13 protein-coding genes are annotated in these 18461 nt (G+C 68.0%); 7 read left to right on the top strand and 6 right to left on the bottom strand.

Annotated elements, in window-relative coordinates:
• Window positions 1-9 precede the first annotated feature (9 nt).
• The 3 genes from GR168_RS19270 to GR168_RS19260 are packed head-to-tail and all read left to right on the top strand — an operon-like array spanning window position 10 to window position 4186.
• Complete coding sequence (locus GR168_RS19270) at window positions 10-2559, top strand: sensor histidine kinase KdpD (protein WP_159371449.1); 2550 nt, start codon at window positions 10-12, stop codon at window positions 2557-2559.
• Window positions 2556-3260: a response regulator gene (locus tag GR168_RS19265; RefSeq protein ID WP_058249833.1), complete on the top strand. Its 705-nt coding sequence runs from the start codon at window positions 2556-2558 to the stop codon at window positions 3258-3260. Before GR168_RS19270 ends, GR168_RS19265 begins: the two co-directional genes overlap by 4 nt.
• Window positions 3257-4186, top strand: coding sequence for an aminoglycoside phosphotransferase family protein (locus GR168_RS19260; RefSeq protein WP_159371448.1), 930 nt, complete (start codon window positions 3257-3259; stop codon window positions 4184-4186). Before GR168_RS19265 ends, GR168_RS19260 begins: the two co-directional genes overlap by 4 nt.
• 686 nt (window positions 4187-4872) lie before the next feature.
• Here GR168_RS19260 and GR168_RS19255 read toward each other — a convergent pair.
• On the bottom strand, window positions 4873-5625 hold the full coding sequence (locus tag GR168_RS19255) for a maleate cis-trans isomerase (RefSeq protein WP_159371447.1): 753 nt from the start codon (window positions 5623-5625) through the stop codon (window positions 4873-4875).
• Between the two features lie 54 nt (window positions 5626-5679).
• On the opposite strand from GR168_RS19255, the gene GR168_RS19250 reads away from it, so the two are divergent.
• From GR168_RS19250 to GR168_RS19235, 4 genes are all read left to right on the top strand, one after another.
• Window positions 5680-7086, top strand: coding sequence for an amidase (locus tag GR168_RS19250; protein ID WP_159371446.1), 1407 nt, complete (start codon window positions 5680-5682; stop codon window positions 7084-7086).
• Complete coding sequence (locus GR168_RS19245) at window positions 7083-7619, top strand: DUF3830 family protein (protein WP_159371445.1); 537 nt, start codon at window positions 7083-7085, stop codon at window positions 7617-7619. The genes GR168_RS19250 and GR168_RS19245 overlap by 4 nt, the downstream gene beginning before the upstream one ends.
• Window positions 7620-7629: 10 nt before the next feature.
• Complete coding sequence (locus GR168_RS19240; protein ID WP_159371444.1) at window positions 7630-8418, top strand: GntR family transcriptional regulator; 789 nt, start codon at window positions 7630-7632, stop codon at window positions 8416-8418.
• A gap of 75 nt (window positions 8419-8493) precedes the next feature.
• On the top strand, window positions 8494-9879 hold the full coding sequence (locus GR168_RS19235; protein ID WP_159371443.1) for an MFS transporter: 1386 nt from the start codon (window positions 8494-8496) through the stop codon (window positions 9877-9879).
• On the opposite strand, the gene GR168_RS19230 is transcribed toward GR168_RS19235, so the two are convergent.
• From GR168_RS19230 to GR168_RS19210, 5 genes are all read right to left on the bottom strand, one after another.
• On the bottom strand, window positions 9876-11084 hold the full coding sequence (locus GR168_RS19230; protein WP_159371442.1) for a M20 family metallopeptidase: 1209 nt from the start codon (window positions 11082-11084) through the stop codon (window positions 9876-9878). The two genes, GR168_RS19235 and GR168_RS19230, sit on opposite strands and share 4 nt — an antisense overlap.
• A complete protein-coding gene (locus GR168_RS19225) occupies window positions 11081-12319 on the bottom strand; it encodes a PLP-dependent aminotransferase family protein (protein WP_159371441.1) in 1239 nt (412 codons plus the stop codon). The genes GR168_RS19230 and GR168_RS19225 overlap by 4 nt, the downstream gene beginning before the upstream one ends.
• A gap of 394 nt (window positions 12320-12713) precedes the next feature.
• Window positions 12714-13907: a M24 family metallopeptidase gene (locus GR168_RS19220; protein ID WP_159371440.1), complete on the bottom strand. Its 1194-nt coding sequence runs from the start codon at window positions 13905-13907 to the stop codon at window positions 12714-12716.
• Window positions 13908-13955: 48 nt separating this feature from the next.
• Entirely contained in the window at window positions 13956-15464 is a 1509-nt protein-coding gene (locus GR168_RS19215; RefSeq protein WP_137809991.1) for an NAD-dependent succinate-semialdehyde dehydrogenase, read from the bottom strand.
• Window positions 15461-18445 (bottom strand): FAD-binding and (Fe-S)-binding domain-containing protein, encoded by a 2985-nt coding sequence (locus GR168_RS19210; RefSeq protein WP_137809990.1) that lies wholly within the window; start codon window positions 18443-18445, stop codon window positions 15461-15463. The genes GR168_RS19215 and GR168_RS19210 overlap by 4 nt, the downstream gene beginning before the upstream one ends.
• Window positions 18446-18461: the final 16 nt, after the last annotated feature.

Below are 18461 nucleotides of genomic sequence, written 5' to 3'. Positions count from 1 at the left end.
ACTCGGCCGATGACGTCAGCGGCGACCGGGCACCACGATGGTCGCGGCAAACTGCGGGTGTTCCTCGGTTGTGCGCCCGGCGTCGGCAAGACCTACGAGATGCTCGCGCAGGCCAGAACCCTTGTCGACGAGGGCACGGACGTCGTGATCGGGGTCGTCGAATCCCACGGTCGGGTCGCGACTGCCGCTCTCGCGGAAGGTGTGGAGGTCGTCCCGCGCACCAGACGGCCCTACCGCGGGACACCGCTGGAGGACATGGATCTCGAGGCGGTGCTGGCTCGCCGGCCGCAGGTGGTGCTGGTCGACGAGCTCGCACACACGAATGTCCCCGGGCTCCGAAACCGCAAGCGGTGGGAGGACATCGAGGAGTTGCTCGCCGCCGGGATCGACGTCTACTCGACGATCAACATCCAGCACCTGGAGAGTCTGAACGACGTCGTCGCCCAGATCACCGGAGTGGTGCAACGGGAGACCGTGCCCGACGACATCGTGCGTGGTGCCGACGAGATCGAACTCGTCGACATCGATCCGCAAGCGTTGCGCCAGCGCCTGTCCGCGGGCAAGGTCTACCCGAACGGGCGGGTCGACGGTGCCCTGGCCAACTACTTCCGACAGGGCAATCTCACCGCGCTGCGCGAGCTCGCGCTGTTGTGGCTCGCCGACCAGGTCGACGACAAGCTCGCGGATTATCGTGCGGCGCACTCCATCACCGAGACCTGGGAAGCGCGTGAACGGGTCGTGGTGGCCGTCACCGGTGGCGCCGAATCGCCTACCCTGCTCCGACGCGCGAGCCGGATCGCATCGCGGTCGAGCGCCGAACTGCTGGCCGTCCATGTGGTCCGGGGCGACGGGCTGACCGGTGCGGGCGTGGACCTCGCCGCACTCAAGGAGCTCGCGACGGGATTCGGGGCGCGAATCCACACCGTCGTCGGCGACGACATCCCGGACACGCTGCTGGACTTCGCACGTGGCGTCAACGCCACCCAGCTCGTACTCGGCACCTCACGGCGACCCAGGTGGCAGCGGATCTTCGACGAGGGTGTCGGGGCTGCCGTGGTCAGTGCGAGCGGCCGCATCGACGTGCACATGGTGACGCACGACGAGACGTCGCGACGGTCCCGTCTCGACATCCGGGACACCCGCTTCCATCGGCCGTTGAGTTGGGTGTTCGCCGGGGTCGTCCCGGTCGCGTTGACCGGTCTGCTGCAGCTGCTCGATCCATGGCTCGGCTTCGCCAGCCAGTCGGCGCTGTATTTCGTTGCGGTGCTCGCGGTGTCGATGCTCGGCGGCATCCTGCCGGCCGCCCTGTCAGCGGTGATCTCGGGGTTGCTGCTGAATTTCTTCTTCACCGACCCCAGGTTCACGTTCACGATCAGCCAGCCCGACAACCTGATCACCATCCTGGTCATGTTGTTGATCGCGATTGCGGTTGCCGCGCTGGTGGATTCGGCGACGGTGCGGCGCGCGCAGGCGCAGGACGCGGCGCGTGAGGCCGAACTCCTGGCGCTGTTCTCCAGCGTCGTACTCGGTGGCGCCGACGTACCGGTCCTGCTGGAACGGTTCCGGGAGACCTACGACCAGTCGGCTGTGTCGGTCGTGCGGCGGACCTCACGGGTCGGCCGGACGGTCGAGGCCGCGGTGGGCGACTCACCGCCGACGACCCCGGAGGACGCCGACACCGTCTGCGTCGTGCCGGGTGACGAGTTCGAACTGCTCCTGCGCGGGCCGAAGCTCGGGGCGCGGGATCGTCGCGTCCTGTCGGCCGTGGCCGGGCAGGCGGCGGGCGCCGTGCAGCGTCACGCCCTCGAAGCCGAGGCGGCGACGGCCGACGCGCTCGCGCGCACCGACGAGCTACGGCGGGCCCTACTGTCGGCGGTCGGACACGACCTGCGGACGCCGTTGGCCGCGGCGAAGGCGGCGGTGTCGAGCCTGCGCAGTGACGACGTCACCTTCAGCGACGAGGACACCGCGGAACTGCTGGCGACCGTCGACGAGTCGGTCGACCACCTCACCTCGCTGGTGGGGAACCTGCTGGACTCCTCGCGGCTCGCGGCAGGGGCGGTCCGGCCGCAGCGGCAGCGGACCTTCCTCCCCGAGGTCGTGCATCGCGCCGCGGTGACGGCGGGGCGACCCGACCGGCAACCGGGCCCGGTCTTCGATCTCGAACATGCTTGGGCGTATACCGATCCCGGACTGCTGGAGCGTGCGCTGGCGAACCTCATCGACAACGCGCGCCGACACGGCGGCGGGCAGGTCGAGATCACCGCCCGGTTGACCCCCGCCGACCCGCCGCGATGCGTGATCCGGGTCGTCGACCACGGAACCGGTCTCCCGATGGTGGATCGAGACCAGATCTTCGTACCCTTCCATCAGGGTGGTGACACCAGCGGCGCGTCGTCGGGAGTGGGTCTGGGGCTGTCGGTGGCGCGGGGATTCGTCACGGCAATCGGGGGCGTGCTGAGCGTCGAGGACACGCCGGGTGGTGGCGCCACCATGGTCGTCGACCTGCCCGCGACCGACGAGGATACGCACGCCGAGACCGAAGGGCCGACTCGATGAGCGCCGAGAAGACGCGGGTCCTGGTCGTCGACGACGAACCGCAGTTGTTGCGAGCCTTACGGATCAACCTCAACGCGCGTGGCTTCGCGGTGACGACCGCGGCGACCGGGGCCGCCGCGCTGACAGCGGCCGCGCGGGAGAACCCGCACGTCGTGGTGCTCGATCTCGGCCTGCCCGACATCGACGGTCTGACGGTTCTCGAGGGACTGCGCGGATGGACGACGGTGCCCGTCATCGTCCTGTCGGCCCGCACCGACGCTGCCGACAAGGTCGTCGCGCTGGACTCGGGGGCCGACGACTACGTCACCAAACCCTTTGGCATGGAGGAGTTCCTGGCCCGGCTGCGAGCCGCGCTACGGCGCGGAGCCGTGTCGAACGCGACGTCGAAAGCACCGGTCGTGGACGCGGGTGCCTTCGTCGTGGATCTGGCCGCCAAACAGGTGACGCGCGGGGAGGTTCCGGTCCACCTGACGCCGACCGAGTGGGGCATCCTGGAGATGCTCGTGCGTCACGAGGGAAAACTGGTGTCGCAGAGTGACATCCTGACCACGGTGTGGGGCCCGGGGTACCTGGGACAGAGTAATTACCTGCGCGTCTACCTGGCGAGTCTTCGACGCAAACTCGAGGAGGACCCGGCGCACCCGCGGCACCTCCTGACCGAGGCCGGGATGGGCTACCGGTTCGTCCGTGGCGCACCGTGATCACGGCGTCGGAGATCCCGGTCGGTCTGTCGGAGCAGGCCGCGCTCGGTCCGCTGTGGCTGGACTGGCTGTCGCGTCTACCGGGCGCGGTCTCGGCCCTCCTGGACGAGTGGGGATTGCGTCGTGACGGCGACGAGCTGTGGCACGGGTTCGAGTCACTCGTCGTTCCCGTGCTCGATCGGCAGGGTGCGCGGGCGGTCCTCAAGGTGGCGTTCGACGGTGACGACGAAGGCGCGCAAGAGGCACTGGGACTGCAACATTGGCACGGTCGCGGAGCGGTACGCATGCTGCGCGCCGATCCGCGTCGTCGCGCGATCCTCCTCGAACGACTGACGCGACGGGATCTGACCACCGTCGACGATGACGAAGCATGCCTGGTGGTCGCCGGTCTCTACGGCCGGTTGCACGTCCCCGCGCCGGGGCGTCTGGCGCTCCTCACCACACATCTCGAGCGCTGGCTGGACAACCTGGCCCGCATCCCGCGGGACGCTCCGGTACCGCGACGGTTTGTCGAGCAGGCGCTGTCGGTCGGCCGGGACTTCGTGGCCGACACGGCCACCGTGGGTCTCATCGTGCACGGCGACCTGCACCACGAGAACGTCCTCGCCGATGCCGACGGCCGCTGGGTCGCCATCGACCCGAGCCCGATGTCGGGGGATGCGCACTACGAACTCGCCCCCATGCTGTGGAATCGCCTCGGCCCGCGCGTATCCGACGTCCGGTACGACATCCGCCGCCGCTTCTACACCATCACCGATGCGGCGGACCTCGATCCGGACCGGGCCCGCGACTGGGTCATCGTCCGGATGATCCTCAACGCGCACTGGGCGATCGAGGACGCCGACCGCGCGTCGCGCCCGCTCCGACCGGCCGACCGAGAGTGGATCACCACCTGCATCACCGTCGCGAAAGCGGTCATCGACTGACCCGTCGACCGTGCGCCGAATCTCGTTGACTGTGCGTCGGTCGCGAGCCCCCGCTGGTTGAGCCGGCACCCCCCCGCTGGTTGAGCCGGCACCCCCCTCCGCTGGTTGAGCCGGCACCCCCCCGCTGGTTGAGCCGGCACCCCCCTCCGCTGGTTGAGCCGGCACCCCCCTCCGCTGGTTGAGCCGGCACCTCCCTCCGCTGGTTGAGGCGGCACCCCCCCTCCGCTGGTTGAGCCGGCACCTCCCTCCGCTGGTTGAGGCGGCACCCCCCTCCGCTGGTTGAGGCGGCACCCCCCCTCCGCTGGTTGAGGCGGCACCCCCCTCCGCTGGTTGAGCCGGCAACGAGCCGCTAGGCGAGTCGCCGTGTCGAAACCACCTGGCGACCCGAGAAACTCAACTACCGACAATCAGGCCGGCGCCATTCCGGACTGTCTCTGGATTTCGGCCTGCCGGCGTGACACGCCAGCTTGCCTGGCTACGCCTCCGCGACGACATCGACTCGACGTACGCATTTGCGGCGCTTTCGGGTTGGTCGGTTGAGGGCTGAGGTCGTTACGGGTTTGTCTGGTTACCAGGTGGTTTCGACTCGGCGCCTCGCTCCGCTCGGGGCCGGCTCAACCAGCGAGTGGGGACACCCCTCAATTAGCGGGTGGGGGCACCCCTCAACCAGCGGGTAGGGACACCCCTCAACCAGCGGGTCGGCCGGGCGGAGAGGTGAACAAGCTCCCGAGCCGGGGAACGTCGACCGTGAGCCCGGTGAGTCGGAGCCCCTCCCACGCGGTGACCTGATTCGCGGTCAGCACGGGTTTGCCGAACTTGGCCTCGAGGTCGACGACCCACATCGCGGTGTGCAATGCGGTGTCGGGGACCAGGATTGCTTGTGCCGAGCCGGAATCGGCGGCCGACAGCATCTCGAACAATCCGTCGCCGTCGAACATCCCTGCCTCGGTTGCCGTCCCGGTGTCGTTGGCGCGCAGGGCCACCACCTCGACACCCGCGTCGGCGAGGAACCCGGTGAAGCGACTAGCCAGTGGTTCCGGATAGGTGGCGGCGACCGCGACCCGTGACAGCCCGAGATGCCGGCAGGCCGCGACGAAGGCCAGTGACGTCGACGACGCCGGACGGCCGGACTTTCCGGCCACATCGGCGGCCTGGCGTCGGGCACCGTCGAAACCGTAGACGAAGCTGCCCGAGGTGCACGCCCACATCAGCGCCGATGGGTGGTGGGCCTGCGCTCGCCGCACGCCGTCGAAGAGGCGGTCCTGCTCGCCGACCGCAGCCATGGCCTCGACGGTGTGGTCGTCGGAGTCCACCTCGGTGATCACGACCGGCAATCGGACCTCGGAGTGGGGCTCGGCAGCGCCGATCGCGGCCTCGATCAGTTCGAAATCGTCCTCGGCTGCGTGGCCGGGGTAGAGCATTGCGACGGTGGTTGTCACGCCCACACCTCCAAGGTAGATTGTCAACAATCTACCAATCTTCCGAGGGGGCGCATGACGGACGCCACGCGGTGGCTCAGCGCCACGGAACTGGCCGAGGCCTACCGTACCGGCGAGCTGACGCCGGATTCGGTGGCGGCGGAACTGCTCGACGCCATTGACGAAGTCGACCCGTCCATCAATGCGTTCTGCCTCATCGACCGCGAACGCACGTGCGCCGAGGCCCGGGAGTCCACTGAGCGATTCGCCGCCGGGACACCCCGTGGCCCGCTCGACGGCGTTCCGGTCTCGATCAAGGACCTGTTGCTGACCGCCGGATGGCCGACGTTGCGCGGCTCGCTGATGATCGAGCCCGATCAGATGGTGTGGGACATCGACGCTCCCGCGGTGGCACGTCTGCGTGAGGCTGGTGCGGTCCTGCTCGGAAAGGTCACCACACCGGAATTCGGATGGAAAGGCGTCACCGACAGTCCGCGCACGGGCGTCACCCGCAATCCGTGGGACACCTCGCGTACGTCGGGCGGGTCGAGCGGAGGCAGTGCCGCGGCGCTCGCGGCCGGCTTGGGTCCGCTGTCGGTCGGCACCGATGGTGGCGGTTCCATCCGGATACCGGCCGCCTACTGCGGCGTCGTCGGGTTCAAGCCGACACTCGGCCGGGTGCCCATGTATCCGCCGAGCCCGTTCGCGCCGGTGGCCCACGTCGGTCCGATGACGCGGACGGTGTCGGATTGCGCTGCGCTGCTGGATGTCCTGAGCGGGTTCGATCCCCGTGACTGGTCCGCACTGCCGTCGCCGACAACCAGTGCGGTCACCGCGGTCGCCGACGTTCGCGACCTCGCCGATCTGCGTGTCGGCTACAGCGCCGATCTCGGCTTCGGCACCAACGACCCAGGCGTACAGGCCAACACCGACCGGGTGGCGTCGGTACTGGAACAGCTCGGGGCGACCGTGGAGAAGGTCGATCTCGGATGGGAGGACCCGGCCTGGGCCTACCACGTCATCTGGTTCGCGGGTGCCGACGTCGTCGTCCGCGGGCTCGGACCGCACGCGGCCGAACACGTGGACCCGCTGCTGATCGACGCGGTGGAACGGCATTCCGGTTTCACTGCAACCGATTTCGTCAGCGCAACCGCGCTACGGATGGAGATGGGTACCCAGATGAGCCTGCTCCATGAGGAATTCGACGTCCTGTTGACGCCGTCGATGCCGACGGTGGCGTTCGAGGCCGGTCGCATCGTCCCGGACGGGGCGGCGTCGCCGGACTGGACATCCTGGACTCCCTACAGCTACCCGTTCAATCTCACCGGCCAGCCGGCGATCACCGTACCGAGTGGATTCGCCGATGGTCTGCCGACCGGCGCGCAGTTCGTCGGTGCCCGGCATCACGACGCAACGGTGTTGCGTGTCGCGGCAGCGTACGAGGCGGCCGCCGGCTTCACGATGTTGGGGGACCGCGCGTGACCGACGAACAGCGGACCGGCCCCGCGGCCCGACATGACCGGTTCATCACCGTGACATTGGAGAAGCGCGGGGTCACCGCGGTCGCCCGGATGCTCGATGCCGAGGCGCCTCGCACCGCAGCTGCGGTCTGGAACGCATTGCCGCTGGGCGGCCAGGTGTTTCACGGAAAGTTCGCCCGCAACGAGATCTACACCCTACTGCCGGCCTTCTCCGCGACCGAACCGGGCATGGAGAACACCACCATCACGCCCATCCCGGGCGACCTGTGTTACTTCACCTTCGACGGGGTGCTCGAGAACCCGGCGTATGGCTACGAGCTCGGTTCGGCCCCCGCCGAGCACCGGCTCCTCATCGACCTCGCAGTGTTCTACGGCCGCAACAATCTGCTGGTCAACGGTGACGTCGGATGGGTGCCGGGCAATGTGTTCGCCACGATCATCGAGGGTCTGGACGACTTCGCCGCGGCCTGCAATGACGTCTGGATGGGCGGCGCGCGCGGGGAAACACTGACTTACGCGCGCCATTCACGGTAAGAAAGAGGGAATGACGGTGACCATGAAGGTGGGGGCGAAGACGCCGGGTCCACAGGATCCGGGGACGAATCGAACCGTCGTCGACCAGGCGAAACAGGACAAATCGCCACGTCGGCGGGTGCTGTCGCCGCTGGTTCAGGAATCGACACCGGCGATCATCGCGCGTAAGTTGCACGATGCGATCGCAAACGGGGACTTCGCACCCGGCTCGCAGTTGACGGAGTCGGGGCTGGCGGCCGATCTGGGCGTCAGTCGTGGTCCGCTGCGCGAGGCCATGCAGCGCCTGACCGCGGAAGGACTGCTGGTCAGCCACCGTAACCGCGGCTTGTTCGTCGTCTCGATGGAAGAGGACGACATCCGGGACATGTACGTCGCGCGCACTGCGGTGGAACGCGCTGCTGTGCAACAGGTGATCGCGCACCGCGAGCAGGAGGCGGTGGAGGCACTGGGCGGCGCGGTCGACGCGATGCGCGTGTTCGTCGACGAGCCGAACGGCGCGGGGATGGCCGAGGCCGACATGGCCTTTCACCAGACCTTGGTGGAATATGCCGGAAGTCAACGACTTTCGCGGTTGCACGAGACGATCCTCGTGGAAACGCGAATGTGTCTGCGAGCCATGCGAGGGACGTACTCCTCGGGAAAGGACCGGATCGACGAACACCAGGCGTTGGTGGACGCCATTGCCGCGGGAGACGCCGCGGCGGCCGATGCTCTGATGATCGAGCACATGGCCGACGGGTTGCGTCGCCTGCTCGGGGACGGCGAGGACGCCGCGAACCTGCAGGTGGCGATGGGCTGATCGCCCGCGGCCCCGGGTCCACCGATCGCAGCAACGAGATCGACCCTCAGCGGCCCCACGACTCAGGAAGCGCAGATGAGCGACACGACGACAGCAGACAGTTACGAGCAGCTCGCACCAGACCCGAATTCACGAGAGGGCAAGAGACTTCTCCGCAAGGCCATCGGCGCCTCGGCGATCGGCAACGCGACCGAGTGGTATGACTACGGCGTCTACGCCGCGGCCTCGGTCTACCTGACGCAGGCGTTCTTCCCGGGGGAGTTCGGAACCGTCGGCACCATGCTGGGTTTCGCGATCTCCTTCGTCCTGAGGCCCCTCGGCGGTATGGTCTGGGGACCGATCGGCGACCGCATCGGCCGCAAATCGGTTCTGGCGATGACGATCCTGCTCATCTCCGGCGCGACCGCACTGATCGGCCTGCTGCCCACGCATGCGTCGATCGGGTTCTGGGCACCCGTCCTGCTCATCCTGCTCCGTGTCATCCAGGGGTTCTCGACCGGCGGCGAATACGGCGGTGCCGCAACGTTCATGGCCGAGTACGCGCCCGACAACAAGCGCGGAAAGTACGGCTCGTTCCTCGAATTCGGCACCCTGGCCGGTTTCTGCGGCGGGACACTCTTCGTCCTCCTGCTGCAACTGGCGTTGTCCGACAGCCAGATGGATCAGTGGGGTTGGCGCATCCCGTTCCTGCTCGCGCTGCCGATGGGCCTGATCGGGCTGTACCTGCGGTCGCAGATGGAAGACACACCGGTCTTCCAGGAACTCGAGCAGGACAACGAGATCAAGGGGTCCGCCTGGACCCGCTTCAAGGATCTGCTGATCAACTACCGGCGCCCGATCATCACCATGTTCGGTCTGGTGATCGCGCTCAACGTGGCCAACTACACCCTGCTGGCCTACCAACCGACCTACCTGCAGAACACCATCGATCTGTCCGAGACCTCGGCCAGCGTCGTCAACCTCATCGGCCAACTCGTGATGATGCTGCTGATCCCGTTCTTTGGGTGGTGGTCGGACTCGACCGGCCGCAAACCCATGTGGTGGGGTTCGCTGATCGGCCTGTTCGTCCTCGCGCTGCCGCTCTACTGGCTGATGGGGCAGGGATTCGCCTGGGCCATCGTGGCATTCGTCATCCTGGGTGTGCTGTACATCCCTCAGCTGGCGACCATCTCGGCCACCTTCCCGGCGATGTTTCCGACCCAGGTCCGATACGCCGGGTTCGCGATCTCCTACAACGTCGCGACCGCGGCATTCGGCGGAACCGCGCCGCTCGTCAACGATGCGGTTGTCGAGAAGACCGAGTGGAGTCTCTTCCCCGCGGTCTACATGATGGGCGCCTGCGCCATCGGCATGGTCGCCCTTTGCTTCCTGAAGGAGACCGCCGGTGCCTCGCTGCGCGGTACCGAGATCCCCAGTCTCGAGAACGATTTCACGGCGCTGCAGAAGCAGAAGGTGAACTAGGGGCCCAGCAGCCGCATCGCGGCGAGGGCGTAGGCTCTCGCCGCGATGACCAGGTCGGCGATGGCCACCGACTCGTCCGGTTGGTGGGCGTCGGTGTTGATGTTGCCCGGACCGAGAACGATCGACGGGACACCGAGGTCGCGGCTGACGAAGCCACCGTCGCAGGCGGCAGTCCAGCCGCCGACCGAGGTGTCCGCCCCGGCATCGGTGACCGCACCGACCGCTGTGGTGACGAGCGGGTGCGTGGCTTCCGTCGCGAAACCGGGCATCTCCATGGTCACCCGGACGTCGACGCTGATGCCGTCGGTGTCGATTCTTCTGTCGCTGATCGCTCTTCGCAGATCGTCGGCGATCCGATGCGGGTCCTCATCGGGCATCAGGCGCCGGTCGATGCCGAGCGAACAACCCGGTGCCACCACCGAGATGCCCTGTCCGCCTGAGATGGTGCCGACATTCCAGGTGCCGTGACCGAGCAGTTCGTCGGCCGTCTCGGCCAACCGTCCACCGTCGGCGCGGATGATGTCGACGACGGCGGCCGCGGCGTCGATGGCGCTGCGACCATCGGTGGGACGTCCGGAATGAGCCGCGCGACCGGTCACCTCGATCTCGATGTACGACGCACCGCGGCAACCCCGGACCACCTGCATGTCGGTGGGTTCGGCGACCACGCAGCCGCGGAACTCGAGGTCGGCGGGGCGGCCCACGAAGTCCCGCACCCCGATCCCGTGTTCCTCCTCGTCGACGGTGCACACCAGGCGGACCGGTCCGGAGAGTTCGACCCCGACCTCGGCGGCCCGGCGCAGCGCGGTCATCGCCGCGACGACGGCGGCGAGTCCGCCTTTCATGTCGGTGGCACCGCGGCCGTAGATGCGGCCGTCGCGGATGCGGACCGTGTACGGGTCCGCTGACCAGCCGGGACCGGCCGGTACCACGTCCGAATGTCCGAGGAACATCAGTCCCGCTCCGGTGCCGGCAGGCACGGTGGCGACGAGATTGGGCCGCCCCGGTGCCACTTCGTGGGTCACGACGTCGAAACCGAGCGCGCGGCAGGCACTCTCGAGCACTTCGACCGCGGCTTCTTCGGTACCGCCCGGGTTCTCGCTGGACGCCTCGACCAGTGCCGAGGTGAGCGAGATGATCGCGGCCTCGTCGATGAAGCCGAGCACCGCTGTCTCGGCGGCGGTCAGGTCTGGTTCACGACTCACCCGGCCATCTTCTCAAGACTGGCCGTGAGACGTCGGACACCCTCGTCGATCCGTTCCGGGGTGCTCGATGCGAAGCAGAGACGCATCGAGTTGCGGAAGCGTTTACCGGGCGACAGCGCGGGGCCGGGAATGAACGCCACCCCGTCCGCGAGCGCGACCTCGAAGAGTTCTCGCGTGTCGATCTCGGCGAACTCGTCGCGCAACGTGACCCACAGGAAGAAGCCGCCCTCGGGGTCCGTGGTCACCACCCGATCGCCGAGACGACGTCTGATGGCGTCGAGCATGGCCTCTTTGCGCTCGCGGTACAGCAGGCGAATCCCGGCGAGATGGTCCTCGAGTCCGCCGCGGGCGATGTACTCGGCGACGATGTGCTGGTTGGGCACGTTGGTGCAGGTGTCCATCGCCTGCTTGCCGTTGATCAGCAGCTGGCGTAGGGAGGGATCGGCGTCGACCCAGCCGACACGCCAGCCCGGCGCGAGGATCTTGGAGAACGTACGGACCGAGAAGATCAGCGGGTCGCCGGGGCTGAGCGTCTGGAAGGTCGGGATGTCGGTGCCGGCGAACCGCAACAGCCCGTACGGGTCGTCGTCGATGATGACCGACCCCCAGGTGTGCGCCAGCCGCAGCAGTTCGCGGCGGCGCTCCTCGGACATGGTGACGCCGGACGGATTCTGGAATGTCGGGATCGTGTAGATCGCCTTCGGCGTCTGACGGGTGCGTGCGACGAGTGCCTCGAGCTGATCGACCTGCATGCCGTCGTCGTCGACGGGAACCTCGAGCAACTGCGCGCCGTAGGACAGCGCGGTCGCACTGCCGTTGGTGTACGTGGGGGATTCGACGATGACCAGATCCCCGGGATCGACGAACAGCTTGCAGGCGAGGTCGAGTCCCTGCATCCCGCCGGTGGTGATGACCAACCGGTCGAGGGACGACGGGTCGGGGGTCGTGGCGAGATAGTCGACGAGCAGTTGCAGCAGCCGGGGCTCGCCTTCCGTGGCACCGTAGGTGAACGAGGTGTGATCGAGGATCTCACCGGCGATCTGACGGAACTCGTCGGCCGGTACGGCCTCGTCCGCGGGGGAGCCCATCGCGAACCGCACGATGTCGTGGGACTGCGCGGCGAGCAGCGAGGTCGACGAGTCGATCATCGAACCGACGAGGTCCTTGGCGCGGCCCGCCAACGGCAGTGTCGGTGCCGAATGTCGGTTCTGATAGGCGGTTTCGGTTGTGGTCACTTTCTTCACCTCGTCTCGGCAGCCCTTCGTGGCTCGTCGCCTGCGCTCCTCGCACCTCAGGGATCAGATTGTGTGGTCGTCGTGCTGGTTTCGCACCTCAGGGATCAGGTGGTGTGGTCGTCGTGCTGGTTTCGCACCTCAGGGATCAGGTGGTGTGGTCGTCGTGTTGGTTTCGGACCTCAGGGATCAGGTGGTGTGGTCGTCGTGTTGGTTTCGGACCTCAGGGATCAGGTGGTGTGGTCGTCGTGTTGGTTTCGCACCTCAGGGATCAGGTGGTGTGGTCGTCGTGTTGGTTTCGGACCTCAGGGATCAGGTGGTGTGGTCGTCGTGTTGGTTTCGGACCTCAGGGATCAGATTGTGTGGTCGTCGTGCTGGTGTCGATCAGGTTGTGTGGCTACTTCTGGATCAGTTCCCGCGGAAACGACGTGAAGCACTCGACGCCGGTCGGGCTGACCCGGACCGACTCGGACAGCTCGAAACCGTAGTTGTCCATCCACATTCCGCAGACGATGTGGAAGGTCATGTTGGTCTCCAGTACCGACTCGTCCTCGCTGCGGATGCTGATCGTGCGCTCGCCCCAGTCGGGCGGGTAGCCGATGCCGATCGAATAGCCCAGGCGCGAGGGCTTCTCGAGGCCGTACTTCGCGAGCGTCCAGTTCCACGTCGAGGCGAGTTCGCGCGTGGCCACACCCGGTTTGATGGCCTCCAGCACGTTGTTCAGGCCCTCGGCGGTTGCCTTGGCGACGTAGTCGAGGTCCTTGCTCGGGGTGCCGAGGGACACCGTCCGGGCAAGGGGACAGTGATATCGGTTGTGCGCACCGGTCAATTCGATGACGACCGCCTCGTCCTCGACGAAAGTGCCCTGGTGCCAAGTGAGATGCGGGGTATCGGCCGCCGCGCCGGTGGGCATCATCGGGACGATCGCCGGGTAGTCGCCGCCGTACTCCGGGGTGCCCGTGATCTGCGCCTGCGAGATGGCCGCGGCCGCATCGCATTGCCGCACCCCGATGTCGATGGTGTCGATCGCGGCGCGCATGGCCTTCGAGCACACCATGCCGGCCTGGCGCATCAGTTGCACCTCGGCGTCGGACTTGACCGAGCGCACCCAGTTGACGAGCTCGAAGCTGTCGACGAGCTTCCACTCCGGAATCGCGTTGAACAGCGCGCGATACGCCTTCGGCGAGAAGAAGTGTGAGTCCATCTCCAGGCCCACGGACCCGGTGTTCGACGCCGGGGCGATGAGGTGCCGCTGACGCAGCGACCACGCGACCCAGTCGAACGGATGGAGGTGCGGGCGGTGCACATAACTCTCCGGGTAACCGACGATCTGATCGGCGGGCAACCACGTCGTGCGATGTGCGCCATGCGCATCCATCTCGCGAGCGTAGAAGACCATCTCTCCGTCGATCGGCACGAACAGCATCTGCGGGGTGTAGAACGACCAGGCGTTGTAACCGATCAGATAGAAGATGTTGGCCGGATCGGTGACGATGATCGCCGACAGACCCTGACGGTCCATGAGCTCACGGACACGTCTCAGGCGCTGCTCGTACTCGCTGTCACTGAACAGCTGAGCACCCAGGTACATGGTCTCCTCGCTCCTGTCTGAACGCTGATGTGTTCCGGAAAACCGCTGTCAGCGACGATGAATCGGCGTCGCCGTGTACTTCATGTCGAGGAACTCCTCGATGCCCACGCGTCCACCCTCGCGGCCGAGCCCGGATTCCTTGACACCCCCGAAGGGAGCCGCCGGATTGGACACGGCGCCGGTGTTGACCCCGACCATACCGGTTTCCAGCGCGGCCGACAGCCTGGCGCAGCGGTCGACATCCTGACTGAAGAGGTAACCGACCAGGCCCCAGGGAGTGTCGTTGGCCAGCGCGAGCACTTCGTCGTCGGCGGCAGGATCGTCTGGCCTGTCAGCATTCCCGAACGGGATGATCGCGGCGACGGGCCCGAATATCTCGGTGCGCATGAGGTCTGCGTCGAGCCCGACGCCGGACAACACAGTCGGCGGGTAGAAGAATCCTGGGCCGCTGGTCTTCTCGCCGCCGCAGATCACCGTCGCGCCTTTGGCCACGGCGTCGGAGACGAGCGCCGAGACCTTCTCGACGGCCTTGCGTTCGACGAGGGGCCCGACCTGGACGCCCTCGGCCGCACCGTCACCGACGCGCAAACTGGACATTCTCGCGGCGAAGGCGTCGGTGAACTCGTCGATCACGCTGCGGTGCACGAAGACTCGATTAGCGGCCGTGCAGGCCTGACCGATGTTGCGCATCTTGGCGAACATCAGGCCGTCGACGGCCCGCGGGATGTCCGCGTCGGCGCAGACGATGAACGGCGCGTTGCCGCCCAGCTCCATCGACGTCCGCATGACCGCGCCCGCCGCCTGACGCAGGAGTAGTTTCCCGACCTCGGTCGACCCGGTGAAGCTGACCTTGCGGGCGAGTCCGCTCTCCATCCACTCGGTGACGACGGTCGACGGGTCGCTGGTCGTGACGATGTTCAGCACCCCCGCGGGCAGACCGGCCTCGACGAGGATGTCGGCCAGCAGCAGGGAGGTGAGCGGGGTGAGTTCGGCGGGCTTGAAGACCATGGTGCAACCGGCCGCGACGGCCGGCCCGATCTTGCGGGTCGCCATGGCCAGCGGGAAGTTCCACGGCGTGATGAGGATGCACGGGCCGACGGGCTGCCTGGTCACCACGACCCGGTGCGATCCGTCGCCGGTGGTGGTGGAGTCGCCACCGATGCGCACGGCTTCCTCGGCGAACCAGCGGAAGAACTCGGCGCCGTAGGCGACCTCGCCCTTGGCCTCAGCGAGGGGCTTGCCCATCTCCGCGGTCATCACCGCGGCGATCTCGTCCGCGCGCGTCATGATGAGTTGATGTGCGTGATAGAGGATCTCACTGCGGAACCGCGGTGAGGTCGTGGCCCACTCGGCCTGGTGCGCGGCCGCGGTCTCGAGCGCGCGCCGAGCGTCGACGGCGTCGGCGTCGGCCACCTGGGCGAGTACCTCTTCCGTGGCCGGGTTCACGACGTCGAAGCGCTTGCCCGACGCGGCCGGAGCCCACTCGCCGTCGACGAACAGGTCGGTGTGGACGCGGGACACTGCTTCGGGAGCGGTCTGGGGCGCGATGGTCGTCATGGTTGTACTCCTGGAGTATCGGTATCGGGTGATGCCCTGAGCAGTTCGGCGAGATGGATTCCGCGTACGCGCGCGGGGGCGAGGGCGTCGTCGACGGCGGCGAGGTGTTCGACGGCCATCGCGCAGCTGAACCCGTCGGTGACGACGGCCCGCTGCGGCGCGTTCCGCAGCGCCGGTGCGAGTCCGTTCTCGGCGACGGCCATGCTCACCTCGTAGTGACCCTTCTCGAAACCGAAGTTGCCTGCCACGCCGCAACAACCGTCCGCGGTGTGCACGGTGACCCCCAGGGCGTCCAGGGCGGTGATGCCGACCCGGGCGCCGAACACCGCGTACTCGTGGCAATGGGTCTGCAACGTCACCTCGTCGGGCAGTGGTGGTGGTCGCCAGCCGGCATCGAGCAGAGTGGGCACATGGGCGGCGAAACTTCGCACGCGTGCAGCCACGCGACGGGCGGCGTCGGTCGGCACGAGTTCGGGCAGGTCCTTCGCGAGCGCCGCGGCGCAACTGGGTTCGACAACGACGATCGGCCGGTCCGTACCGTCGTCGAGGTCGGCGACGGTACGGCGCAGCACCTTTCGGGCGCGGTCAAGCTGTCCCGTCGAGATCCACGTGAGACCGCAGCAGTTGTCGGCCGCACAGCCGACGGAAGCTGATGCACGGTCGACGGGATCCGACGCACGGTCGACGGGGTCGGCGGCTCGGAGGATCTCGGCGACCGCGGTGGCCACCTGCGGCCGGAAGGCGCGGGTGAAGGAGTCGACGAACAGCACGACCGTGGACGACGCGTCGACCGGGGAGAGTGGCCGGAGATGGGTGCGTCGCGCACGTCGTGTCGCAAAGGCGGGCATCGTGCGCCGGGGGTCGAGTCCGCCGGCGCGCGCGGCGAGACCGCTCAGCCTGGATCGCAGTGCTCGGTTGAGCACCGGTGCCGCGAGCCCCGCCGCCGACAGCCACGCGGGCATCCAGCCGAGGGAGTAGTGCGACAGCGGGCGGAGCCGGCGTCGATAGTGGTGGTCGAGGAACTCCGACTTGTAGGTGGCCATGTCGACGCCGGTCGGGCAATCGGTGGAACACGCCTTGCACGACAGGCACAGTTCGAGCGCCTCGGCGACATCGGTGGACCGCCATCCCTCGTCGACGCTCGGCGCGGTGCGGACCATGTCTTGCAGCACACGGGCGCGCCCGCGGGTGGAGTCCTTCTCGTCGCGGGTGGCCTTGTAGCTCGGACACATCACCCCGCCCGAGTCCGCCCGGCACCGTCCGACGCCGATGCATCCCTGTACCGCGTGGACGAACGGGTCGACGAGCGGGAGTTCGTGCCCCAGATCGAAGGCGGTGGGCCAGTGGCGACGCGGCACGTCGGCGAGGGCGAGGTCGGCGGTGATCGGGGGCGGATCGACGATGCTGCCCGGGTTGAGGGTTCCGTGCGGGTCCCAGATCGCCTTGAAGCGGGTGAAGGCCGACATCATCGCCGGGCTGTACATGAGCGGCAGCAGCGCCGACCGGGCTCGCCCGTCGCCGTGCTCACCGGACAGTGAACCGCCGTGTCGCACCACGAGTTCGGCGGCCTCGGTGCAGAAGCGTGCCATCACCTCGCGGCCCTCGGGAGAGCGCAGGTCGAACGTGATGCGGACGTGCATGCACCCGGCGCCGAAGTGCCCGTACATGACCCCGGTGAGGCCGTGCCGGTCGAGCAGGTCGGCGAAGTCGTCGAGGTAGTCGGCGAGGCGCTCGGGTGCGACGGCCGCGTCCTCCCATCCGGGCCACGACTCGTAGCCCGCGCCGATGCTCTCGTCGTCGGGGTCGGCCAGTCGGGACGACAGACCCGCACCGTCCTCGCGGACCCGCCACAGCGCCCGGCGGCGGACGGGGTCGTCGACCACCGTGGCGTCGGTCATCCGTCCCTGCGCGCGCAGGTGGTCGAGCAACCGCTTGGCGGTCGCCGGCACATCCGACTCGGATTGCGCGGCAGCGCTGTCCTCGTCGACGTCGATGAACAACCACGCGGATCCGTCGGGCAGGCCGGCGACGGCGTCGTGGCCACGCCGCGCCGCCATCGTGGCGACGATCTTGCGGTCGATGCCCTCGATGGCCGACGGTGCGAACGGAAGGATCGCCGGTACGTCCCGGGCGGCGTCGGCGGGGGAGTGGTAGCCGACGCACAGCAGGAGCTGAGACGTCGGGACCGGTACCAGCGTGACGCGTGCTGACACGACGATCGCGCAGGTCCCCTCGCTGCCGACGAGTGCGCGAGCCACGTCGAAACCGTTCTCCGGCAGCAGCTTCGCGAGATGGTAACCGGAGACCTGCCGCGGGATGGTCTCGAGCTGGGTGCGCAGGATAGCCAGGTTCGCGGTGGTCAGCTCCCGCAGCGACGCGGTGATCTCGGCCGCCCGCTCCGTTGCCGCGGCATCGGCGGCCTCGGTGGCGCGGAGCCCGTCACGAGTTGCGGTGAGCATCAGGCCGTCGGCGGTGACGAGGTGCAGTTCGACGATGTGGTCGCTGGTACGGCCGTACCGAACCGAGTGATTGCCGCAGGCGTCGTTGCCGATCGCGCCGCCGAGGGTCGCGCGCGAGGCCGAGGACGGGTCCGGCGCAAAGGTGAGCCTGCCGCCGGTGGCGGCTCGTGCGTCGGCGGCCAGTGTGGTCAGGACGATCCCGGCGCCCGCGACCGCGGTCGCGGAATCGGAGTCGACGGATAGGACGTGGTCGAGATGCCGGGACAGGTCGAGCACGACGCCGGGCCCGATCGCGTTGCCGCCCATGGCGGTCCCGCCGCCGCGGGGAACCACCGGGACGCGGTGGTCATGACACCACCCGACCACCGTCGCGACGTCGCGGGCGGTACGCGGGAAGGTGACCGCCAGGGGCGGGACACGGTAATTCGAGGCGTCGTAGGAGTATTCGGCCAGGCGACGTGTCGAGGCGTCCGCATCGACACCGAGAGCGGTGAGTTCGGCTGCGATGTCCACCCGTGGCATATGAGGCCGGGTTGTC

The organism is Gordonia sp. JH63 (assembly GCF_009856645.1).
Lineage (GTDB): Bacteria > Actinomycetota > Actinomycetes > Mycobacteriales > Mycobacteriaceae > Gordonia > Gordonia hongkongensis.
This window is presented reverse-complemented; position numbering and strand designations above follow the sequence as displayed.